The organism is Oleiagrimonas sp., from assembly GCF_027858935.1.
Taxonomy (GTDB): Bacteria; Pseudomonadota; Gammaproteobacteria; order Xanthomonadales; family Rhodanobacteraceae; genus Oleiagrimonas.
Map to the genome: position 1 here is coordinate 1 of NZ_JAQIBU010000341.1, position 21,039 is coordinate 21,039.

A 21,039-nucleotide genomic window follows, 5' to 3' on the forward strand; every position below is an offset into this window, starting at 1 on the left:
AGCACCGGCACCTGCGACTGGGACAGGCCGGCTGCCGCGATACTTCCGGCGCCCTGCGGTCCGAGCACGCCGAGGCCATGGGCGTCGTCGACCATGAGTGTGGCCTGCTGGCGCGCGCATAACGCCGCAAGGTCGGCCAGCGGAGCGATGTCACCGTCCATGCTGAATACACCGTCCGTGGCCAATAGCGCCGCGCTGTGCGGCGCGGCGGCCAGCTGCCTTGCGGCGGCATCGACATCGACGTGCCGATAGCGACGCACGGTGGCCGGCGTGGCGCGTGCACCGTCGATCAGGCTGGCGTGATTCAGTTTGTCCTGCACGCACAGCCCGGTCCTGCGCATTCCGGGACGGCCGAGCAGGGCCTGCATCACGCCGAGGTTGGCCATGATTCCGGTGGAAAACAACAGCGCGCGTTCGCGCCCGGTCCATTCAGCGAGCGCGGACTCAAGCAATGCATGCTCGCGGTGATGACCGCAGACCAGGTGGGCTGCGGTGCTGCCGACGCCGTATCGTCCCGCGGCATGCTGCATCGCCTTGATCATTTCCGGATGCGTCGCCAGACCCAGGTAGTCGTTGCTGCAGAATGCCGTCAGGTTTCGACCGTCGACGATGCAGTGGCCATCCGAGCGCATCGCTTCCACCGTTCGCGCGCGCCGCAGCAGGCCATGCGCGATGCGCTCGTTCACGGAGCCCTGCAAGGAGGCGCGCAGATCGGGCCGACTCATGCACCCGGATCCGCGATGCAAGAGTGCGCGATGTATCCATCATCGACGCGTGCACGGGAGACACCACGATGCATCTGCAACGCCGCAGTGCCTGCCTCGGGCTTGTGCTGGCAAGACTCCTGTTGCGGTCTCCGTGTGTCCTGGCGGATCCGCCCAGCGACGCGCTGGCCGGATATCACCTGCAATTCCAGACCCGTGTAAGGGGCGTGGCCGACAACCTTTCGGGACTGGCCTTCGATCCTGCCAGCGGTCGTCTTCTCGCGGTCGTCAATCGGCCTGCCATCTTGCTGGTGCTGGACCGGGACAACCGCGTGCAGCGAAGCATCGCGTTGCGTGGATTTATCGATACCGAGGGTGTGGCGGTGCACGGCGATGGTCGCGTAGCAGTCACCGAAGAGGCGCTTAACCAGATCGCAGCGTTCGCGATTCCGGCCGCCGGCAGGGACGCGGTCGACCATGCGCAGGCGCGCATCCTGCGTCTGGACCTGTTCGCACGGGGCAACAGCGGATGCGAGGGGCTGACATGGCATGCCCGGCATCGCTGCCTGTGGCTGGTCAAGGCACGTGCGCCGCGTGGACTGTACTCGGTCTGCACGCCGGACCGCCGGTCGCTGCTGATCCGCGATCATGGCGCATGGCTGGAGGACGCAGATGCCGGTAGCGACCTGCCCGGGATTGCCGTGGATCCGGTGACCGGCCACCTGCTGCTCAGCGACGAATCGGCCGGGATCACCGAAATCGATCTGCACCGACGCGTGCTCGAGCATCGGGCACTTCACGCGCAGGGGTCCCCGCACCCACCGCAACCGGAAGGCATTGCGCTGGATGGCAAGGGACACCTTACGTGGTCAGCGAACCCGATCGCTTTTTCCGGTTCGTTCGCGATTGACACGCGGCCGGCTCAGGCGGTCGATGCAGCGGAGGTTTCACGGGCCGGCTCGACGATGTCGGCGTGCACGGTCTGCGACGTTTCCTCGAGCTGCAGCGGCGTGAGATCCAGGCGCGCGAAAAGCTCGCGGTCGCGCGCGGTATCCGGGTTGACGGTGGTCAGCAGTTTTTCGCCGTAGAAGATGGAATTGGCGCCGGCGAAGAAGCACAGGGCCTGCAACTCGTCGCTCATCTGCTCGCGACCGGCCGACAGCCGCACCATCGATTCGGGCATCAGCAGGCGTGCCACCGCGAGGGTGCGCACAAACTCGAACGGATCGAGCTTTTCGATACCGGCCAGCGGTGTGCCCTCGACCTGCACCAGCATGTTGATCGGCACCGATTGCGGGTGTTCGGGCAGGCAGGCCAGGGTCTGCAGCAGACCGGCACGCTGGCTGCGCGATTCGCCCATGCCGACGATACCCCCGCAGCAAGTCTTGAGCCCCGACTCGCGCACATGATCCAGCGTGTCCAGGCGATCCTGGTATTCGCGCGTGTGGATGATCTCGCCGTAGAACTCCGGAGCGGAGTCCAGGTTGTGGTTGTAGTAGTCCAGGCCGGCATCCTTCAGCGACTGGGCGTGCTCGGCCTTGAGCATGCCCAGGGTGGCGCAGGTCTCCAGACCCAGGCCTTTCACCGCACGCACGATGGCGGCCACCTTGGGGATGTCGCGGTCCTTGGGCTCGCGCCAGGCCGCGCCCATGCAGAAACGGCTGGCACCAGCGGCCTTGGCGGCGCGGGCACGCTCGAGCACATCGTCCACGCTCATCAGCTTCTGCGCCTCAACGCCGGTCTGGTAGCGCTGCGCCTGCGGGCAGTAGGCGCAGTCCTCCGGGCAGCCGCCGGTCTTGATCGACAGCAGCGTGGACACCTGTACCGCGTTGGGATCGTGATGCGCGGCGTGCACGGCGTGGGCGCGGGCCAGCAGGTCGTTGAAGGGCAGGTCGAACAGTGCGATGACTTCATCGCGGTTCCAGTCGTGGCGAAGCGCTGCAGGCATGAGGGTTCCGGAGAGACGGTGAAGCATGAAGTGTGGAAACCGCGCGCCCTGCTGTCAACTTGGCCGGCAACAGAAAAGTTGACCGTGACGCCGGCACTTGGGCCTCGCGCCGGAAGCGGCTAGCATCGACAAGGCTCCCGCAATCAGGAAGGTGCGCGCATGAGTACAGGACAAGGCAGTGCCGGCAACGTCATCGCAGCACTTTGCAGTTTCTTCATTCCCGGTCTTGGCCAGCTGCTTCAGGGCCGCGTGCTGATGGCGCTGGTGATGTTCGTGCTGGCGGCCGTGCTGTGGTGGTTTCTGCTGGGCTGGATCATCCACTTGTGGTCGATCGTGGATGCAGCCCTGTTCAAGCCGCGGCGCTGAGCGACCACGCATGGGCACGGATGCCTTCCACTTACTGAAGCGACACGGCGAGCATCTCCTGTGCCACCTGCTGCCGCCGCGCTGCCTGTTGTGCGGGGCGCCTGGCGAGAAGCTGGATCTTTGCGCGGCCTGCCGTGACGAGATTCCGCTCAACACGATCTGCTGTGGCTCCTGCGCACTGCCCCTGGACGTGGCCGCTGCCCAATGCGGTGCGTGCCTGGTCCGTGCACCACGCTGGGACAGCGCTTGGGCGCCCTTTCGCTACGGCTGGCCGCTGGACCGGCTGGAATCGCGCTACAAGTTTTCCGGTCATCTGGCGGCAGGACGCGTTCTCGGCCGGCTCTGGGCTGCGCATCCGCTGCCGGCACGCCCGGACCTCATCGTGCCGGTGCCGCTGCATCACGGGCGACTGCGTCAGCGCGGCTACAACCAGTCGCTGGAACTGGCGCGCGTGCTGGCCCGGGCGCACGGACTGGACCTGCGGCACGACCTCCTGCGCCGGGTGCGGCCCACGACCCAGCAAACCCGTCTGAGTGCGGTCCAGCGCAGACGCAACGTGCGCGGGGCGTTCCAGCTCGCGCACGGCGACGGCCTGCCGCGCCACGTCGCGGTGATTGACGACGTCATGACCACCGGCGCCACGCTCAACGAGTGCGCCCGGGTCCTGAAGCGCGGCGGGGTCGAACAGGTCGACGTGTGGGCATTGGCCCGGGCCCCGCAATCGCGGGCGCGTCAGGGGTGAGCTTTCTGGCCGCAGGTTGTTGCCGATTCCTGCGGCATGCGCCAGCCGCGAGGGAGCGATGCAGCCAACCGCCGTGCAGGGCGCCGGATGACGACAATCGCGATCCGGCAGCACGCTCGGGGTCCTGACGATTCAGCGGATGGCCAGCGCCAGCGCCATGCCGATCCACAGGGCCAGGCCGACCCAATTGTTGTTGCGAAAGGCCTCCAGACAGGCCGAGCGCTCACGCTGGCGGATGTGCCGCAGTTGCCAGCCAAGCAACACGACCGCTGCACCGAAACCATACCAATAGGGCCAGCCCAGCAGCGCGCGATGCCCGACCATGGCCATGGCCACAAGAAAGGTGGCCATCAACAGGCCGATCACCGGCACGTCCAGTTCGCCGAACAGGATTGCGGTGGACTTGGCGCCGACCTTGAGGTCGTCGTCCCGGTCAACCATGGCGTACTCGGTGTCATACAGCGTCGACCACACCACGTTGGCCAGGAACAGCAGCCAGGCGATGGGCGGCACGTGGTTGGACACGGCGGCAAAGGCCATCGGGATCGACCAGCCGAAGGCTGCTCCCAGGACCACCTGCGGCAGGTGGGTATAGCGTTTGGTGAATGGATACAGTGCCGCCAGCGCAGCACCGCCGAAAGACAGCTTGATGGTCAGGGGATTGGTCAGCAGGACCAGGCCGAAGGCCACCACCAGCAGCACCGCGAACACGATCAGCGCCGCGCCGGGCGAGATCGTTCCCGCGGCAATCGGCCGTGCCCGGGTGCGCCGCACCTGCGCATCCAGTTTGCGGTCGGCAAAGTCGTTGATGGCGCAGCCGGCCGAACGCATCACGAACACGCCCAGCGTGAAGATCAGCCAGGGTTTCCATGGCGGAAAATCCATCGCCGCCAGCCACAGCGCCCACCAACAGGCCCATAGCAGGAGCAATGCGCCAACCGGGCGATCCATGCGCGTGAGCACCAGATAGTTGTACGCGGTGTCCCGCCAGCCCGCGGGCAGCAGGCCAAGCAGTTTGCGCAGGACGTAGCCGGCGCGGACGGAGCTGTCTTCCGGTTGCATCTGGCCGCGCGCTCGCTCGCGGGCGCGGCGCATGCGCTCCTCCGGAGAAAGGTGCCGCGGCGGCGGTGCAGGACGTTGCCTGGAATTCATGGCGGCAAGTGTAGCGTGTGCCGCCCGCAGCTGGCGCCTCTCAGGCGGCGTTGCCGACGTCCGCCACGGTCGTGTGCTCGACCTCGAGCACATCGACCAGCTTGCGCAGCTGATTGAGGATCTGCACCAGCCGGGCCTGGTCGCCATGCACGGTGATGACCAGGCGTGACACCGAGCCGTCGTCGATCGGCGCCACATGCAGCGTCTCGATGTTGTGCCCGCGTGCGGAGAACAGGCCGGCCACGCGCACCAGCGCTCCGGCTTCGTTTTGCAGCAGCAGGGTCAGGGTATGGATCATCATGGACTCCGTCGATGGCGCATCAGAACATGGATGTCTTGGGTGAGCGCACCTTGCCATCGGGGCTGCGCGAGGCAATGTGATCGCCGGTGATCATCTGCGCATAGCTGGCACCCGGGCCGACCATGGGATAAACGCCGGCATCCGGATCGATCATCACCTCGAGAAAGGCAGGACCGTCGAAGTCGAGGAACTCGGCCAGCGTGGTGGCCATATCCTGCGGTTGATCAAGCCGTCGCGCCCATTCGAATCCATCGGCTTCGGCCGCCTTGATGAAGTCCTTGCGGTGCAGGCTCTTGTCCGAGGCCATGAAACGGCCCTTGAAGAACAGCTTCTGCCATTGCCGGACCATGCCGTCGCCGCAGTTGTTCATCACCAGGATCTTCAGCGGCAGGCCGTAGGTGGTGACGGTTTCCATCTCCCCCACGTTCATGCGGATGCTGGCGTCTCCGTCGATGTCGATGACCAGCGCGTCGGGCCGGGCAAACTGCGCTCCGATCGCGGCCGGCAGGCCGAAACCCATGGTGCCCATGGAGCCGGAGGTCAGCCACTGGCGAGGCTGGCGGAAGTCCAGGTACTGCGCAGCCCACATCTGGTGCTGGCCGACGCCGGTGCTGATGATCGCGCGTCCGCCGGTATGCCGATTGATGGTTTCGAGCACGGCATAGGGCTGGATCAGTGGGCTGTCACGGTCATAGTTCATCGCGTGCTTGCACTTGAGCTCGGCCACATGGGCATGCCAGTCATCCAGCTCCGGTTTCAGCCCGTGCGTGCGCCCGTAACTCACCAGGCGTTCAAGCACCTTGCCCACCGGGCCCACGTGCCGCCAGTCGACCGTCTTGACCTTGTTGATCTCGGCCGGGTCGATGTCGACCTGGGCGAGGAAGCGTGCGCGTGGCGCGAAGGCATCGGGCACGCCGGCGACGCGATCATCGAAGCGCGCCCCCAGGGCCAGCACGAAATCGCAGTCCTCGATGGCATAGTTGGCGTAGGCCGTGCCGTGCATGCCCAACATGTGCAGGGCCAACGGGTCGGTGGTGTCGATCCCGCCCAGGCCCATCAGCGTGGTGGTGACCGGCAGTCCGAAGGCGTCCACGAAGGTGCGCAGCGCGGGCGCCGCCGCGCCGGCGATGATGCCGCCGCCCGCATAGATCAGCGGCCGGCGAGCCTTCAGCAGGGCATCGAAAAAGGCCGCGCAGGCGTCGTCGTCGACTTCGGCCCGTGCCGTGGCATGCTGGCGCGCGCGGTAGCCGGGCAGTGCCAGCTGGCCGTTGCCGCGGTACTCCAGAGCCGCGTTCTGCACGTCCTTTGGTATGTCCACGACCACCGGGCCCGGACGGCCGCTGCGGGCCAGGTCGAAGGCGGTGCGAAGGGTGGCTTCCAGGCGTTCGGGGTCCGTGATCAGGAACACATGCTTGGCACAGGCACTCATGATGTTGGTGACGGGAGCTTCCTGGAAGGCATCGGATCCGATCGATCCGGTAGCGACCTGGCCGCAGATCACCACCATCGGAATCGAGTCGGCCATCGAGTCGCGCACCGGAGTGACCGTGTTGGTGGCGCCAGGCCCCGAGGTGACCACGGTTACGCCGACCTTGCCCGAGGCGCGTGCGTAGCCCGAGGCCATGAATCCCGCCCCTTGCTCATTGGCCGGCACCACCAGCGGCATGGGCTCACTACCGTCTTCACGCAGATGCTCGGCGTTGTGGCGGAAGATCGCGTCGTAGACCGGCAGGATCGCGCCGCCGGAGTACCCGAACAGCATGTCCACGCCCTCATCGGCAAGTACCTGCACGACCACGTCTGCGCCGATGGTGGCGGGACGGGTGTCGGGCTTTTCTGCAGGTTTTGCGGATGCATTCACGTGCGGATTTCCTCAAATGATGGTGGTCTGGCCCTTCCCGGGTGCAGGGGAGGACATGGGTGAGACGCCGGGAAAAACATGGATCTGGATGCGCTGGCGGCCCAAACTGGAACGAAGATACGGTGTCAGGGGAGTTCCCCTCCCGGCCGACCCCTGCTTGCAGCCAGGGGTCGGCGCGGGCAGGTTCATCCGGTCTTTTTCAGGTTTTCGTCGGCCTTGGAGACGGCGGCCTTGTCCTTGTGCAGCCAGGCCATGCGCGCGCGAAGCTTGGCGCCGACCTTCTCGATCGGGTGCTCCAGGTCGGCCTGCTTGTATTTCTTGTAGTTGGGCAGGCCGGCAGCGTATTCGGCCGTCCATTCGCGTGCGAAGGTGCCGTCCTGGATCTCCTTGAGCACCGCCTTCATGCGCTCCTTGGTACCCGCGTCCACGACCCGGGGGCCGCGCGTGTAGTCGCCGTACTGGGCGGTCTCGGACACAAACTGCAACATCTTGGCCAGGCCGCCCTCGTAGAACAGGTCGACGATCAGTTTCAGCTCGTGCATCACTTCGTAGTAGGCGATTTCCGGCTGGTAGCCGGCCTCGACCAGGGTTTCGAAACCCTTGGTGACCAGCTCGCTGGCACCGCCGCAGAGTACGGCCTGCTCGCCGAACAGATCGGTTTCTGTTTCTTCCTTGAAGTCGGTCGCAATCAGCATCGCGCGGGCGCCGCCGATGCCGGCGGCATAGGCGCGGGCCTTGGCTTCGGACTGGCCTGTGGCGTCATGGGCCACGGCGATCAGGCAGGGTACGCCACGGCCGCGCTCGTACTCGCTGCGTACCAGTGCGCCGGGGCCCTTGGGCGCGACCAGGTTCACGTCGATGTCCGGACGTGGTGTGATCTGGCCGAAGTGGACATTGAAACCATGCGCGAAAAGCAACGCGGCGCCGGGCTTGATGTACGGCTCGATGGAGTCGGTATAGACCTTGGGCTGCACCATGTCCGGAGTCAGGAGAGCGACCAGATCTGCGTCGCGAACCGCGTCAGCCGGCTTGGCAACCTCGAGGCCATCATCTTGGGCCTTCTGCCAGGACGGGCCGCCCGGTCGCGCGCCGACCACCACGTGGAGTCCGGAGTCGTGCAGATTGAGTGCGTGCGCGCGGCCCTGGCTGCCGTAACCGATGACGGCGATGCGGGCGTTCTTGAGGAGTTCGGTGGTGTCTGTGCTCATGGTGTTCTCCGGATCATGGATGAAAGGGGTGTTCGGGGCCGGCTCATGGGGCGCGCCAGCGATAGGGGGTGGAGCCGTGGGTGACGGCACCGCTGGAGGCCGAGCCGACCAGCTTGGCGTACTTGGCCAGTGCGCCGCGGGTGACACGCGGCGGTGGTGCGGACCAGTCGGAGCGCCGCGCTTCCAGATCGGCATCCGTGGACAGGGTGCGGGCCTTGGCGTCGATCACGATGCGGTCGCCGTCGCGCAACAGCGCGATGGGTCCGCCGCGCACCGCTTCGGGAGCAACATGACCGACCATGAAGCCACGCGTGGCGCCGCTGAAGCGGCCGTCGGTCATCAGTGCGACGTCGTCGCCCAGGCCGCGGCCGATCAACGCCGCGGTCACGCCCAGCATCTCGCGCATGCCGGGTCCGCCGGCGGGACCTTCGTTGCGGATGACGATGAAGTCGTGCTTCTTGATGCGGTCACCCTGCACCGCGGCGAAGGCGGCTTCTTCGCTCTCGAACACACGTGCGGTGCCCTCGAATCCGCCGCCGCCGAGTCCGGCCAGCTTCAGGATGCAGCCTTGCGGTGCCAGATTTCCGTACAGAATGGCGTAGCCACCCCGGGGCTTGATCGGTGCGTCCACCGGGTACACAAGGTCGTGTTCGACCTGTGCGGGCGGGGCGTCGTCAAGCTCTTCGAACAGCGACCGGCCGGTGACCGTGGGGGTGTCGACCAGCATGTTGGCGCGTCGAAGCTGGTTGGCGATCGCAGCGATACCGCCGGCCTCGAACATCTCCACTGCGCTGTAGCGACCGGCCGGCATCAGGTCGGCGATCACCGGTGTCTGCTCTGAAGCGGCATTGAAGTCTTCCAGGTCCAGTTTCACGCAGGCTTCGCTGGCGATCGCCAGCAGGTGCAGCGCGGCATTGGTCGAACCGGCGGTCGCCGCGACCAGGCGCGAGGCGTTGATGAAGGCCTCGCGGGTCATGACCTGGCGCGGCGTGCGCGCCTTGGCCAGACACTCCATGACAAGCGCGCCACAGCGGCGGGCAGCCTCAGGCTTGTCCGGGTGCGTGGCGGGAATGTCGTTGAGGCCCAAGGGCGACAGGCCCAGCGCGGTCAGCACCATCGCCATGGTATTGGCGGTGTACTGGCCGCCGCAGGCGCCGGCGCCGGGACAGGCCCGGGTCTCGATCTTCTTCAATGCCTTGTCCGAAAGCTTTCCGGCGCCATGCGCGCCGACGGCCTCGAACACGTCCTGCACGGTGATCGACTTGCCGTCGAGGGTGCCATGGCCAATGCTGCCGCCGTACAGCGCCACGCCCGGGATATCCAGCCGTGCCAGGGCCATCGCCGCTGCAGGAATGGTCTTGTCGCAACCGCACAGCACCACCATCGCATCCAGGCTGTGGCCATCCACGACCAGTTCGATGGAGTCGGCGATCACCTCGCGACTGACCAGCGAGGCGCGCATGCCCGGCGTGCCCATGGCGATGCCATCGGTCACCGCGATGGTATTGAATTCGATCGGCGTACCCCCGGCCGCACGGATGCCCTCGGCCACGTCGTTCGCAAGGTCGCGCAGATTGAGGTTGCACGGACTGACATTGGACCAGGTGTGCACGACCGCCACCAGCGGCTTGCCGATAGCCTCGTCGTCCAGGCCGGTGGCGCGCAGCATGGCGCGCGCAGGGGCACGGTTGGGGCCTTTCTTGATGGCGTCGCTGCGCATCTTCGACTTCTTCATCCACATGCCCTCATGCCGGTGAAGAAAGCCTTCTTGTCGGTCTGGACCAGGTCCAGTGCGGAAATCACGGCGTCGCGGACCTCTTCGGTGCCGGCATGGCCCCCGATATCGCGGGTCAGCGGGCCATGCTCGATCACGTGATCGATCGCCGCCTCGACCTGTTGGGCCTCATCCTCCAGCCCCAGTGCATGGCGCAGCAGCAACGCAGCGCTGGCGATGGTCCCCATCGGGTTGGCCACGCCCTGACCGGCGATATCTGGTGCCGAACCGTGGATCGGCTCGTACAGGCCGCCGTGAGCGTCACCCAGTGAGGCCGAGGGCAGCAGGCCGAGCGAGCCGGCAAGCGCAGCGGCCTCGTCGGTGAGGATGTCGCCGAACAGGTTTTCGGTGACAATCACGTCATAGCGTGCTGGCTGGGTCAGCAGCAGCATGGCCATCGAGTCGACCAGCTGGTGCTCGAGCGAGACGTCGGGGTAGGACTTGGCCACGCGCTCGGCGGTACTGCGCCACAGGCGCGAGGTCTCCAGCACGTTGGCCTTGTCCACCGAGGTCAGGCGGCCGCCACGCTGGCGGGCCAGTTCGAAGCTGCGGCGCAGCACGCGCTCGATCTCGGCCACGGTGTACTTGCACTCGTCGGTGGCGCTATCGGCAGTGCGGGTCTTGGCGCCGAAGTAGGCGCCGCCGGTGAGCTCGCGTATCACCACGAAATCGACGCCGGTCAGGCGGTCCGTCTTCAGGGGCGAACGTTCGGCCAGCCGGGGATGCACGCGCAGCGGGCGCAGATTGGCATACACGCCCAGGGCCGCGCGCAGGCCCAGCAGCCCCTGTTCCGGGCGTACCCTGGCGTCGGGGTTCGACCATTTCGGTCCGCCGACCGCGCCCAGAAGAACCGCGTCGGCCTTCTGGCATGCCTTGCGCGTGGCTTCCGGCAGCGGCTCGCCGGTGGCGTCGATGGCGGCACCGCCAATCGGGTGCTCGTCGAAATCGAATACATGACCGCCGCGTTCGGCAACCGCCTTGAGCACGGCGACGGCCGCGGCGCTGACTTCGGGCCCGACACCGTCGCCGGGGAGAATGACCAGGTTGGCTTGCATGTTCGTGAATCCTTGGGGAAGTGGGTCAGGTGTGCGTGGCGGTGGTGGTGGACAGCATCATGCGGCCCGTTCCACGCGTTGCTCGTGGCGCTGGATCGCATCGTCGTGTTGCAGCAGGTAGCCCATCTGGTCCACGCCCTCGAGCAGGCAGTGGCGGGCAAAGGCGTCCATCTCGAATCCGAAGCGGCCGCCGTCAGGCAGTTCGATGCAGCCTGTGCTGACGTCAATGCACAGCTCGATGCCCGGATGATCGAGCAGGTAACGATGCTCGCTCTCGCTGACGACCACGGCGAGCAGGCCGTTCTTGAGCGCGTTGGAGCGGAAGATGTCGGCGATCTCGCTGGACAGCACGGCCTGGATGCCATAGTCCAGCAGCGCCCATGGCGCGTGCTCGCGCGAGCTTCCGCAACCGAAGTTGTGGCCGGCGACCAGGATCCCGCAGCCCCTGGCTTCGGGACGGTTGAGCTCAAACGCAGGATTGTCGCTGCCGTCTGCGAGGTAGCGCCAGTCCTCGAAGGCATGGCGGCCAAGACCGACCCGCTCGGTGGTGGTCAGGAAGCGCGCGGGAATGATGCGGTCAGTGTCGATGTTCGCGTGGGGCAGCACGGCAGTGCGCGAACGGATCCTTTTCAGCGGTTTCATCGAATGTCTCCGGTGGTGCAAGGGTTGTCCCCTGTCTCCGATGGTGAGGGGGATCGTGCGGGCAAGGATTGCGCCGCGAAGCTTCTGGGGAGAATGGGCATGGGTGTTGCCCACCTCACGGAAGTTGCCCGCCCACGGAGAAAGGGGACAAACGGTGACGGAGTGCCGCGGCTCATGCGGCGGCCTCCGAAGTCTTGAGGACGCTGCGGGCGTCCGACAGTCGACCGGCGACGGCCGAGGCGGCGGCGGTTTCCGGGCTGGCCAGGACCGTGCGGGCGCCCTTGCCCTGTCGGCCCTCGAAATTGCGATTGGAGGTCGACACCACCAATTGGCCCGGCTGGGCCAGATCGCCGTTCATGGCGATGCACATCGAGCAGCCCGGCACGCGCCACTCGGCGCCGGCGGCGGTGAAGACCTCGTGCAGGCCTTCGGCCTCGGCCTCACGGCGCACGGCCTCGGAGCCGGGCACGACCAACATGCGCACACCTTCGGCGACCTGACGGCCACGCAGGATCTCGGCGGCCGCGCGCAGGTCGGGCAGACGTGAATTGGTGCAGCTGCCGATGAACACCACATCCACCGGCATGCCGGCGATGGACTTGCCGGCCGTGACGCGCATGTACTCCAGTGCACGATGTTCCTGGTCGTTGGTGGCCTCGGGTACCGGTGCATCAAGCGCACCGGCCATGCCGGGGTGGGTGCCGTAGGTGACGGTCGGGCGGACCAGGGTGGCGTCGATGCGTACCTCGCGGTCGTAGTGGGCGCCCGCGTCACTGCGCAGCGTGGTCCAGTGCGCCACGGCGCGGTCCCAGTCCGGTCCGCGCGGCGCACTTGGTCGGCCTTCAAGCCAGGCAAAGGTGGTGTCGTCGGGGGCGATCAGGCCGGCGCGGGCACCGGCTTCGATGGACATGTTGCACATGGTCATGCGCGCTTCCATGGACAGCGCCTCGATAGCCGGGCCACGGAATTCCAGTACGTGACCGGTGCCGCCACCGACGCCGATGGTGGCGATGATGTGCAGCACCAGGTCCTTGGCGCCCACGCCCTTGGGCAGCTCGCCATCCACGTGGATCGCGAAACTTTTCGGCTTGCGTTGCAGCAGGCATTGGGTCGCCATCACGTGGCCGACCTCGGTGGTGCCGATACCGAAGGCCAGTGCGCCAAACGCGCCATGGGTGGAGGTATGGCTGTCGCCGCAGACAATGGTCATGCCCGGCTGGGTGGCGCCCAGTTCGGGACCGATGACGTGCACGATGCCGCGCGCGTCGCTGTCCCAGTCGTGCAACTTGACGCCGAATTCGCGGCAGTTGGCCTGCAGTTTCTCAACCTGGGCCTCGGCCTCCGGCGTGGTGTAGGGACGGTGCCCGTCGGCGTCTGCGGGGAGTGTCGGGGTGGAATGGTCCAGGGTGGCCAGGGTGCGGTCCGGGCGACGCAGTTTGAGTCCGCGCGCGCGAAGTTCGGAGAAAGCCTGCGGCGAGGTGACCTCGTGCACCAGGTGCAGGTCGATGTACAGGACCGCGGGAGCGGTATCGGATTCGGGCACGACCTGATGCGCGTCCCAAAGTTTGTCGAACAAGGTTCGCGGGGCATTCATGCGCGGATCTCCGTGCTGGATTGGGCTTCTTGGGGTGTCTGGCCATGGCCAGCCTGTCGTGCATGTTCCTGGTCGGGAAGTGGCGCGTCGGACACGGCGGTCAGCCAGCCCCAGCGGTCTTCGGTGCGGCCGTCGAACAGGCCGAAGAAGGCATCCTGAAGGGCGCGCGTGACCGGCCCGACGGTGCCGTCGCCGACCGCGGTGCGGTCGACCGAGCGGATCGGCGTGATCTCGGCGGCGGTACCGCACATGAACACTTCGTCGGCGTAGTACAGCGCTTCGCGCGGCACGGCGCGTTCGGCAACCGGAATGTCCAGGGCGTGCGCCAGCTTGAGCACGCTGTCGCGGGTGATGCCGACCAGCACGCCGGCGCTGGTCGGCGGGGTGACCAGTACGCCGTCCATGACCAGGAACAGGTTCTCTCCGGCACCTTCGTTGAGCATGCCGTCAGTGCCCAGCGCGATACCCTCGGCATAACCGTCACGCTGTGCTTCGCGTGCGATGAGTTGGCTGTTGAGATAGTTGCCGCCGGCCTTGGCCCAGGCCGGAAAGGTGTTGGGCGCGGGGCGGTTCCAGCTGCTCACGCAGACATCGGCGCCGTTCTCACGGGCATCGCCGTGGTAGCTGCCCCAGGGCAAGGCGAGGATCGCCACATCGACACTGTTGCTGGTGGGCAGCACGCCGAGCCCGCCGGCGCCTCGGAAGACCACCGGACGCACGTACGCCGAAGGCATGTTGTTGGCACGCACCACGCTGCGACAGGCCGCATCGATCTGCGCCGGGGTATAGCCGACGTCGATGGAGTAGACCCGCGCCGAGGCAAACAGGCGTCGGGTGTGGTCGGCCAGGCGGAAGAATTTCGCGCCCTCGGGCGTGGCATACACCCGCTCGCCTTCGAATACCGAGGAACCGTAATGCAGCGCATGGGCGCTGACATGCACGGTGGCCTCGTTCCAGGGCTTCAGGTCGCCGTTGTGCCAGATCAGGGCTTGTTCGCTCATGGGGTCCTCGCGTAAAAAAGATGGTGTTGGGGATGAATCTGGCTCATAAGCTGGCGACCTTAGGGGAAGGCGCGGAAGCGGGCTTGCGTGACTCGCGTGCGATGGCGTTGGCCACGTCCAGAGCGGCCAATGCGGCGGCTTCGACGATGTCGGTCGAATAGCCGTGGCCGTGCCACTGTCGGTTGGTGTGGTTTACCTCGATCACGGCCTGGCCCTGGGCGTCGCCGCCCTCGCTGACGGCACGGATGTGAAAATCGGCCAGCGGCAGCGATTCGCCGGTGGCACGTTCCACGGCACGGACCACTGCGTCGACCGGACCGTCGCCAATGGCGGCTTCACTGACGGTGCGCCCGTCTTCGTGGACCAGTTTGACCGAGACCGAGGCGCTGCCGCCCAGATGCGTGGCGGCGTGCAGGTGTTCGATGCGCCACGGTCCCGGGTGGTCGGGATCGAGTCCGAGAACCAACGCTTCCAGATCGCCGTCGAAGATTTCGTTCTTGCGGTCGGCCAGAGCCTTGAAGTCGGCAAACACGCGTTCCAGCGAGGGCTCGTCGACTTCGTGCCCGAGCTCTTCCAGTCGCTGACGCAGTGCATGGCGTCCGGAGTGCTTGCCCAGCACCAGTTGCGACTTCGGAAAGCCCACGTCCTCTGCCTGCATGATCTCGTAGGTGCCCCGATGCTTGAGCATGCCGTGCTGATGGATTCCCGATTCATGCGCAAAGGCGTTCTCCCCGACCACGGCCTTGTTGCGCGGCAGGACCTGGCCGGTCAGCTGGGCGAGCAGGCGGGATGTGGGGTACAGCTTGCGCGCGTCGATGCGGGTATCGATGCCGTACAGCGGTGCGCGCACGCGCAGCGCCATGACAATTTCTTCCAGCGCGGCGTTGCCGGCGCGCTCGCCAATGCCGTTGATGGTGCACTCCACCTGGCGCGCGCCGGCACTGATCGCGGCCAGACTGTTGGCGACCGCCATGCCGAGATCGTCGTGGCAATGCGCGGAGAACACCACATCACCAGCACCGCGCACGTTGGCGCGCAGCCAGGTGAAAAGGTCGGCGACCTCTGTCGGCGTGGTGTAGCCGACGGTGTCCGGCGCGTTCAGCGTGTTGGCACCGGCCTCGACCGCCACGGAAAAGACCTCGGTCAGGAAGTCGCGCTCGGTGCGCAGCGCGTCTTCGGCCGAGAACTCGACCTCATCGCACAGCTCGCGCGCCCGGCGGACCGCATTGGCGGTGGCATCGATGACCTGTTGCTTGCTCATGCCCAGCTTGAATTCGCGATGCAGCGGACTGGTGGACAGGAACAGGTGGATACGCGCGGACGGTGCCGGTTCCAGCGCGCGCGCCGTGGTCTCAATGTCACCGGCCAGGCAGCGCGACAGACCACAGATCGTGGTGCCGCGCAGGTTGCGGGCGATCTGCGCCACGGCTTCGAAATCGTCCGGCGAGGCCTGCGGGAAGCCGGCCTCGATGACATCCACGCCCAGGTCCGAAAGGGCGTGGGCAAGGCGCAGCTTCTGCGCCCGGTTCATCGAGAACCCGGGGGCCTGTTCGCCGTCGCGCAAGCTGGTGTCGAAGATCCGTACGCGATCTTCTTCGGCGTTCGGATCCTCTTGGGGACGTTCGGCGTTGGGGGTTTTCTTGGTCATCTTGGACTCCGCTATCGCGGGCCAAGGGCAATAAAAAACCCCGCATCCGTTTCCGGGTGCGGGGTTTTGGCGTGTCCGATGTTGCTTTTAACTATGGACGCATGCCCTTAACCCGCACCTCCGCTGGTAATAATAATGGATACGATGGTTAGGACTAGGGCAGCAAGCTGCGTGCCGCGCAGCGACAGCACGACGTCCGCCGGGGAGAACCCGGTGGCGATGGTCTTGTGCTGGCGAGAAGCGTGCGACATGGGTTCGAACCTACGCATGCATTCCAGCAATGTCAACCATTATTTTCAATTGGAAGTATGGACGTCCAATATCCATGGCCTGGCGCCGGTCCAGAAGCCTTGCCATTGCGGGATTCCAGGTCATTTCAGTTCTGCAGTATCCGATGCAGAGCACTGTGCTGTGCGGGGATCGGATCGGCGTGGGCCGGCCCCTGGAGCAAGCGCGCCAGGGCTTCAGGCACTGGAACTGGATGGCCGATGAGGGGCTCGACCACGCGCTCGAACTTCGCGGCATGCGCGGTGGCCACGGTGATCCAGGGTTCGCGGTTGCCGGTCTCGCGCAAGCGTCGAAGTTCATGCAGCGCGGTGGCGGTGTGCGGGCAAACGACCAGGTCATGGGCCTCGGACAGGGTCCGAATCGTGGTGCGGATGGCATCGTCGTCCACACTCGTGGCCTGGAACGTCGCGCGCAGTGCCACATCGTCCGGGTACATCCAGCGCAGGCGTTCGACATTGCTGGGTGCGCCCACGTCCATGGCATTGGCCAGGGTCGCGACGCTGGCGCGCGTGCGATACGCCTCGCCGGCCAGGAATTCCGGCAACACCGGATTGGCGTTGCAGGCGAAGCGCACGCGTGCGATCGGCAGGCCCATCGCACGCGTCCAGATGCAGGCCATCGCGTTGCCCAGATTGCCGGTGGGCACGATGTAGCCCGGTGCCGTGCCGTGGCGTGCGTGATGGCGCAGCGCGCTTTGCGCGTAGTAGCTCATCTGCGGCAGCAGGCGACCGAGACTGATGCTGTTGGCCGAACTCAGCGGCACATCGGCCTTGAGCGCCTCGTCGCCGAGTGCGTGTTTGACCATGCGCTGGCAGTCATCGAAGCTGCCGTTGACCCGGAACGTGCGGACGTTGTCGCCGAAGCAGCCCAACTGGTGCGCCTGGCGCGGCGAGACGCGCCCATCGGGGTACAGGATCACCACGCGCATGCCCGGCACGCGATGAAACGCCGCAGCGACCGCAGCGCCGGTATCTCCGGAGGTGGCGACCAGAATCGTCAGTGGACGGTCCCGATCGGCCTGCAGGCGGCGCATGCAGGCGGCGAGGAATCGCGCGCCGATGTCCTTGAAGGCCGCGGTAGGGCCATGGAACAGCTCCAGCAGATGGGCGTCGGCAAAGGGCAGCGGTTGCAGGGGCGTGTCGAAATCGAGGGCTTCGCGGCAGATCCCGTCCAGCGCATCGGCCAGCGGATCGTCGTCGAACCAGGGGCGCAGCAGTCCCGCGGCGATGTGTGCCAGATCCGCTTCGGGGTCGAGGCGGTACGGATCGATGCGTGGCAGTGCTTCGGGCACGTACAGGCCGCCATCCGGCGCCAGGCCGCGCGTGATGGCGTTGCTCAGCGAAACGGCCGGGGACCGGCTCCGGGTACTCAGGAAGCGCATGGTTCAAGTTCCGCAGCTGGGCCGTTGATCGGAGTGACGTGGCGATCCGAGTCCAGGCCCTGGGCAGCAAAGGCCCGTGCCATGGCGCCAGCGGCGGCTTCGGCGCCGGGGCGGTCGGTGAACCAGGCGAAGACACTGGGGCCCGCACCGGAGATGCTTGCGCCGAGGGCGCCGTGGTCCATGGCCGCCTGCTGGACCTGGGCGAACCCCTTGATCAGCGGCGCCCGGCGGGGCTCCACCAGGACGTCGCGGAGGCCCGCACGCACGAGGTCGGGGTCGCCACGATGGCAGCCGGTCAATACCAGTGACAGGTGGGCGCTTTGCTGGATGAACTCTTCCAGGGCGTAGTTTCCGGCCAGGGCCTCGCGGGCCCGGCGGGTTTCCAGCACAGCGTGCGGATGGACCAGCGCACAGTGCCAGCTGTCGGGTACCGGAATGCGTACCAGGCGGTCGCGGGTGGCCAGCACCAGGCCGCCCAGCAGCATCGCTCCGAGGTTGTCGCCGTGGCGTCCGCCACTGGCGACCGCTTCGCCGTCCAGCGCGAACGGATACAGCGCCTCGCGCGAAAGCGGACGCTCGAGCAGCGCATTGGCCGCGATCAGCGCCGCCACGCAGGAGGCTGCCGAACCGCCCATGCCCGAGCCCAGGGCGATGCCCTTGGTCAGGCGCAATGCAAATCCGTGGGACAGGCCCAGCGCCGAGCGCATCGACTGCAGCGCGGCCCCTGCCGTATTGTGCTCGGGATCGCGCGGCAAATCCCGTACGCAGCCGTCAATGGCGTCAATGCGGATGATCGGCGCCTCGATGCGCTCCACCCGGGCCCGGTCGCCGGCACCGGCGAGGCTATGGCCGAGAATATCGAAACCGACGCCGATATTGCCGACGCTGGCAGGTGCGAAGGCGCAGGCTGTGTCGATCACGCGCGCACTCCCGCGGCGACCCGCAGCAGATCGGTGAACACGCCTGCTGCGGTGACTTCCGGTCCCGCCCCCGGACCCTGTATGCGCAAGGGGTTGTCGGCGTAGCGGCGGGTGTGGAACTGCACGATGTTGTCGCTCAGGTGGGCATGCGCAAAAGGGTGGCTGGCGGGAAGCTCGATCAGCCCCACCCGCGCCCTTCCGTTGCTGTCCAGGCGTCCGACATGACGCAGTACGCAGCCTTGGGCTGCGGCGCAGGCATGTCGCGCGGCGAGTGGGGCGTCCAGGGTGTCCAGGTTCTGCATGAAAGTCTCGCGGTCAACGTGGGCCAGGGATGCGGGCACCAGACTCTGCACCCGGACGTCGTCCAGGGAAAGGTCCATACCGGCCTCGCGTGCCAGGATCACCAGCTTGCGTGCCACGTCCATGCCGCCCAGGTCGGCGCGGGGGTCGGGCTCGGTATAGCCCAGCTCACAGGCCTTGAGGATCCGGGCGGAAAAGGGTTCATGGCCATCATAACCGTTGAACAGCCAGGCCAGTGTGCCCGAGAACAGTCCCTCCACGGCGACCAGCTCGTCGCCGGTGTCGAGCAGGTCGCGCAGCGTCTGCACCACAGGCAGTCCGGCGCCCACGGTCGCCTCGTAGCGCAGTTGCGCACCGCTGGAACGCATGGCTGCTCGAATGGCGCGCCAGCGTTCAGCGGGACCGCTGATGGCCAGCTTGTTGGGTGTGATCACGTGGATGCCCCGGGCCAGCCAGGCGGGGTAGTGGGAGGCCACGGCGTCGCTGGCGCTGCAGTCGATCAGCACCGGGTGCGGGGCGCCGGCCAGGCAGGCGCCGACGTAGGACAGGCTCGATGGCCGCCATACCTGTGTGCCGGGAGCATGGGGATCAAGCGTGGCATTGTCGTGGTCAAGCCACATGTGCCGGCTGTCGGCGACCACGCGCAGGCGCAGGTCCAGTCCAAGTTCGCGCAACAACGTGGCCCCGGAGTCGCGCAGTTGTGCAAGCAGTGCACGACCAACCTTGCCCGGACCGACCAAGCCGACCGTCAGCGTACGCGTGGCAGTGGTCGCAGGCGCCAATGGTCCGATGGGCGGCGGGTTGGGATCGAGTTGCGATGCGCGGATATTCACGTTCAGCCTCCTTCAAGAGGCCCGTGTCCTGCGCTTGGTTGGAGGGTAGCTGACGGCGGCGACCCCTTTCCCTTGCGGAGGGCGGGGCCGTTTGCGTCATGGATCAACCGCGCACGTACACCCGCACCTTGCCGGTGCCGGTTGTGGTGGTCGTGGTAATGGTCATGGTCATGGTCATGGTCGTCACGGCTCGGCACGCCCGGCCTGGGACCATGCGGGCGAGTTTGGACACGTGGGATGAGTGGGACGACATGATCTGGACAGTAGACGTGTTTGCGCGTGGCTGTCAATGGCCCAGATCGACGGTATATGCCGTTGTGCCGTCAGCGTTGTCGTGCAGCTTGCGCAGATCGTACAAGCCGGCGGCACGCGCGGCCGGCAGGGCGTTGGCGGGACCGGTGACTATGATCGGACCGTGGGCATCCAGCGGCGCAAAATGCCAGGAGCGCCCCGACAGTCGATCACGATCCAGGTGTGGATGCGCGCGGATCCAGTCGATCAGGATGCGGCGATTGGCGTCGGCAGCGTCCAGCACGTCGGCATGCCCATCGAGGCCGGGGAAATGCCCGCCACCGCTGGCGCGGTAGTTGTTGGTGGCGATGATGAACCTCTGATCGGGCTGAACCGGCTTGCCGTCATAGACCAGGTCGTGGATGCGTTGGCCAAGCGGCTGGCTGACGTCGATCATGGAGTGCAGTCCGTTCTGGAACTGATCAAAGTTGAAGCCGGGGAAGGCCGCGTTGACAAGCCGTTGCAGCGCCGTTTTTCGCGGATCGATACGATGCAATCGTGCGGCGGCATGCTCCAGCCAGGCCTACAGACCCGCGCCAACCACACGCACCGCAGCGAGGTTGTTCGGGTACAGCTGCAGGCTGGCCGGCCGTGTTGCGCTGAGTCAGTGATCCGGGCGGGATATCGGTGTAATCGCCAGGTCCGCCATGACCGTTGCGAAAGGCTGCGACAGCGGACAGTACCGGGACCTGCGTGAGGTCTGGACGGTTTTCCTTGATCCAGTGGCGCACGTAGTCGCGCTGCTCGGCACGGGTTTGTGTGGAGCCTGCGTGCGGGCGAGGGCAAGGGCGGGGACCAGCGGAAGGATGAGCAGCAGAAGGATGAGCAGCAAGGACCGGATGGCAGATATGAAGGCGGGGAGCGCACCATGGCAGCATCCCCGGTACCAGTTCGCAAGCCGCTTCCTCGTCTCATCTCATGCCCGGTTTTCATCGGCGCTGGATGACCTGCAACGCGGTTGATCGTGCGTAGTTTTGACACCGTTTTCAATCCCGTCCTCGGCAATCGCATGCAATCTCTGTTAAGTTAG

The 21,039-nt window shown here is 66.5% G+C and carries 18 protein-coding genes and 1 pseudogene; 3 read left to right on the forward strand and 16 right to left on the reverse strand.

The features are described from left to right. A partial coding sequence (locus tag PF446_RS12915; protein ID WP_298072251.1) for an aminotransferase class I/II-fold pyridoxal phosphate-dependent enzyme occupies nt 1-725 on the reverse strand: 725 nt, incomplete at its 3' end. A gap of 68 nt (nt 726-793) precedes the next feature. On the opposite strand from PF446_RS12915, the pseudogene PF446_RS12920 reads away from it, so the two are divergent. Next, a pseudogene (locus tag PF446_RS12920) lies at nt 794-1,573 on the forward strand (SdiA-regulated domain-containing protein); the annotation flags it as partial. A 53-nt stretch (nt 1,574-1,626) separates the two neighbouring features. Here the strand turns inward: PF446_RS12920 and bioB are convergent. Then, the gene (gene bioB, locus PF446_RS12925; protein ID WP_298072253.1) at nt 1,627-2,652 is read right to left on the reverse strand and encodes a biotin synthase BioB; all 1,026 of its coding nucleotides are present in this window, start codon (nt 2,650-2,652) and stop codon (nt 1,627-1,629) included. Nucleotides 2,653-2,811: 159 nt separating this feature from the next. Between bioB and PF446_RS12930 the strand changes: the two genes are divergently transcribed. Together PF446_RS12930 and PF446_RS12935 are read left to right on the forward strand one after the other, a co-directional pair. Beyond that, entirely contained in the window at nt 2,812-3,018 is a 207-nt protein-coding gene (locus PF446_RS12930; protein WP_298072255.1) for a hypothetical protein, read from the forward strand. Between the two features lie 10 nt (nt 3,019-3,028). After that, nucleotides 3,029-3,760 carry a ComF family protein gene (locus PF446_RS12935; protein WP_298072257.1) on the forward strand — a complete coding sequence of 244 codons (732 nt, stop codon included), beginning with the start codon at nt 3,029-3,031 and terminating at the stop codon, nt 3,758-3,760. Between the two features lie 132 nt (nt 3,761-3,892). Here the strand turns inward: PF446_RS12935 and ubiA are convergent, their stop codons facing one another. The 14 genes from ubiA to PF446_RS13005 all read right to left on the reverse strand — a co-directional run bounded on the left by ubiA (nt 3,893) and on the right by PF446_RS13005 (nt 20,505). Further along, a complete protein-coding gene (gene ubiA / locus PF446_RS12940; RefSeq protein ID WP_298072287.1) occupies nt 3,893-4,822 on the reverse strand; it encodes a 4-hydroxybenzoate octaprenyltransferase in 930 nt (309 codons plus the stop codon). Nucleotides 4,823-4,952: 130 nt separating this feature from the next. Continuing rightward, on the reverse strand, nt 4,953-5,213 hold the full coding sequence (gene ilvN / locus PF446_RS12945) for an acetolactate synthase small subunit (RefSeq protein ID WP_298072259.1): 261 nt from the start codon (nt 5,211-5,213) through the stop codon (nt 4,953-4,955). A 19-nt stretch (nt 5,214-5,232) separates the two neighbouring features. Continuing rightward, nucleotides 5,233-6,975: a biosynthetic-type acetolactate synthase large subunit gene (gene ilvB, locus PF446_RS12950; RefSeq protein WP_298072289.1), complete on the reverse strand. Its 1,743-nt coding sequence runs from the start codon at nt 6,973-6,975 to the stop codon at nt 5,233-5,235. Nucleotides 6,976-7,259: 284 nt separating this feature from the next. Next, complete coding sequence (ilvC, locus tag PF446_RS12955; protein WP_298072261.1) at nt 7,260-8,282, reverse strand: ketol-acid reductoisomerase; 1,023 nt, start codon at nt 8,280-8,282, stop codon at nt 7,260-7,262. Between the two features lie 43 nt (nt 8,283-8,325). After that, nucleotides 8,326-10,002, reverse strand: a complete 1,677-nt coding sequence (gene ilvD, locus PF446_RS12960) for a dihydroxy-acid dehydratase (RefSeq protein ID WP_298072291.1) — start codon at nt 10,000-10,002, stop codon at nt 8,326-8,328. A gap of 11 nt (nt 10,003-10,013) precedes the next feature. Further along, nucleotides 10,014-11,111, reverse strand: coding sequence for a 3-isopropylmalate dehydrogenase (leuB, locus tag PF446_RS12965; RefSeq protein ID WP_298072263.1), 1,098 nt, complete (start codon nt 11,109-11,111; stop codon nt 10,014-10,016). 57 nt (nt 11,112-11,168) lie between these two features. Then, nucleotides 11,169-11,753: a 3-isopropylmalate dehydratase small subunit gene (gene leuD / locus PF446_RS12970; protein ID WP_298072265.1), complete on the reverse strand. Its 585-nt coding sequence runs from the start codon at nt 11,751-11,753 to the stop codon at nt 11,169-11,171. A 172-nt stretch (nt 11,754-11,925) separates the two neighbouring features. Then, the gene (gene leuC, locus PF446_RS12975) at nt 11,926-13,347 is read right to left on the reverse strand and encodes a 3-isopropylmalate dehydratase large subunit (protein WP_298072267.1); all 1,422 of its coding nucleotides are present in this window, start codon (nt 13,345-13,347) and stop codon (nt 11,926-11,928) included. Beyond that, entirely contained in the window at nt 13,344-14,348 is a 1,005-nt protein-coding gene (locus PF446_RS12980; RefSeq protein ID WP_298072269.1) for a branched-chain amino acid transaminase, read from the reverse strand. Before PF446_RS12980 ends, leuC begins: the two co-directional genes overlap by 4 nt. 43 nt (nt 14,349-14,391) lie before the next feature. After that, entirely contained in the window at nt 14,392-15,996 is a 1,605-nt protein-coding gene (locus PF446_RS12985; protein ID WP_298072271.1) for a 2-isopropylmalate synthase, read from the reverse strand. A 376-nt stretch (nt 15,997-16,372) separates the two neighbouring features. Beyond that, a complete protein-coding gene (gene thrC, locus PF446_RS12990) occupies nt 16,373-17,665 on the reverse strand; it encodes a threonine synthase (RefSeq protein ID WP_298072273.1) in 1,293 nt (430 codons plus the stop codon). After that, nucleotides 17,653-18,585, reverse strand: coding sequence for a homoserine kinase (locus PF446_RS12995; RefSeq protein WP_298072275.1), 933 nt, complete (start codon nt 18,583-18,585; stop codon nt 17,653-17,655). Before PF446_RS12995 ends, thrC begins: the two co-directional genes overlap by 13 nt. Further along, nucleotides 18,582-19,718, reverse strand: coding sequence for a homoserine dehydrogenase (locus tag PF446_RS13000; RefSeq protein WP_298072277.1), 1,137 nt, complete (start codon nt 19,716-19,718; stop codon nt 18,582-18,584). The genes PF446_RS12995 and PF446_RS13000 overlap by 4 nt, the downstream gene beginning before the upstream one ends. Before the next feature lie 286 nt (nt 19,719-20,004). After that, nucleotides 20,005-20,505, reverse strand: coding sequence for a 5'-nucleotidase C-terminal domain-containing protein (locus tag PF446_RS13005; RefSeq protein ID WP_298072279.1), 501 nt, complete (start codon nt 20,503-20,505; stop codon nt 20,005-20,007). Nucleotides 20,506-21,039 lie beyond the last annotated feature (534 nt).

Excerpts from the sequence above, each read along its gene's own strand:
- bioB (WP_298072253.1), bottom strand. The coding sequence starts at position 2,652 with ATGCCTGCAGCGCTTCGCCACGACTGGAACCGCGATGAAGTCATCGCA.
- PF446_RS12930 (WP_298072255.1), top strand. The coding sequence starts at position 2,812 with ATGAGTACAGGACAAGGCAGTGCCGGCAACGTCATCGCAGCACTTTGC.
- PF446_RS12935 (WP_298072257.1), top strand. The coding sequence starts at position 3,029 with ATGGGCACGGATGCCTTCCACTTACTGAAGCGACACGGCGAGCATCTC.
- ubiA (WP_298072287.1), bottom strand. The coding sequence starts at position 4,822 with ATGCAACCGGAAGACAGCTCCGTCCGCGCCGGCTACGTCCTGCGCAAA.
- ilvN (WP_298072259.1), bottom strand. The coding sequence starts at position 5,213 with ATGATGATCCATACCCTGACCCTGCTGCTGCAAAACGAAGCCGGAGCG.
- ilvB (WP_298072289.1), bottom strand. The coding sequence starts at position 6,975 with ATGCTGTTCGGGTACTCCGGCGGCGCGATCCTGCCGGTCTACGACGCG.
- ilvC (WP_298072261.1), bottom strand. The coding sequence starts at position 8,282 with ATGAGCACAGACACCACCGAACTCCTCAAGAACGCCCGCATCGCCGTC.
- ilvD (WP_298072291.1), bottom strand. The coding sequence starts at position 10,002 with ATGCGCAGCGACGCCATCAAGAAAGGCCCCAACCGTGCCCCTGCGCGC.
- leuB (WP_298072263.1), bottom strand. The coding sequence starts at position 11,111 with ATGCAAGCCAACCTGGTCATTCTCCCCGGCGACGGTGTCGGGCCCGAA.
- leuD (WP_298072265.1), bottom strand. The coding sequence starts at position 11,753 with ATGAAACCGCTGAAAAGGATCCGTTCGCGCACTGCCGTGCTGCCCCAC.
- leuC (WP_298072267.1), bottom strand. The coding sequence starts at position 13,347 with ATGAATGCCCCGCGAACCTTGTTCGACAAACTTTGGGACGCGCATCAG.
- PF446_RS12980 (WP_298072269.1), bottom strand. The coding sequence starts at position 14,348 with ATGAGCGAACAAGCCCTGATCTGGCACAACGGCGACCTGAAGCCCTGG.
- PF446_RS12985 (WP_298072271.1), bottom strand. The coding sequence starts at position 15,996 with ATGACCAAGAAAACCCCCAACGCCGAACGTCCCCAAGAGGATCCGAAC.
- thrC (WP_298072273.1), bottom strand. The coding sequence starts at position 17,665 with ATGCGCTTCCTGAGTACCCGGAGCCGGTCCCCGGCCGTTTCGCTGAGC.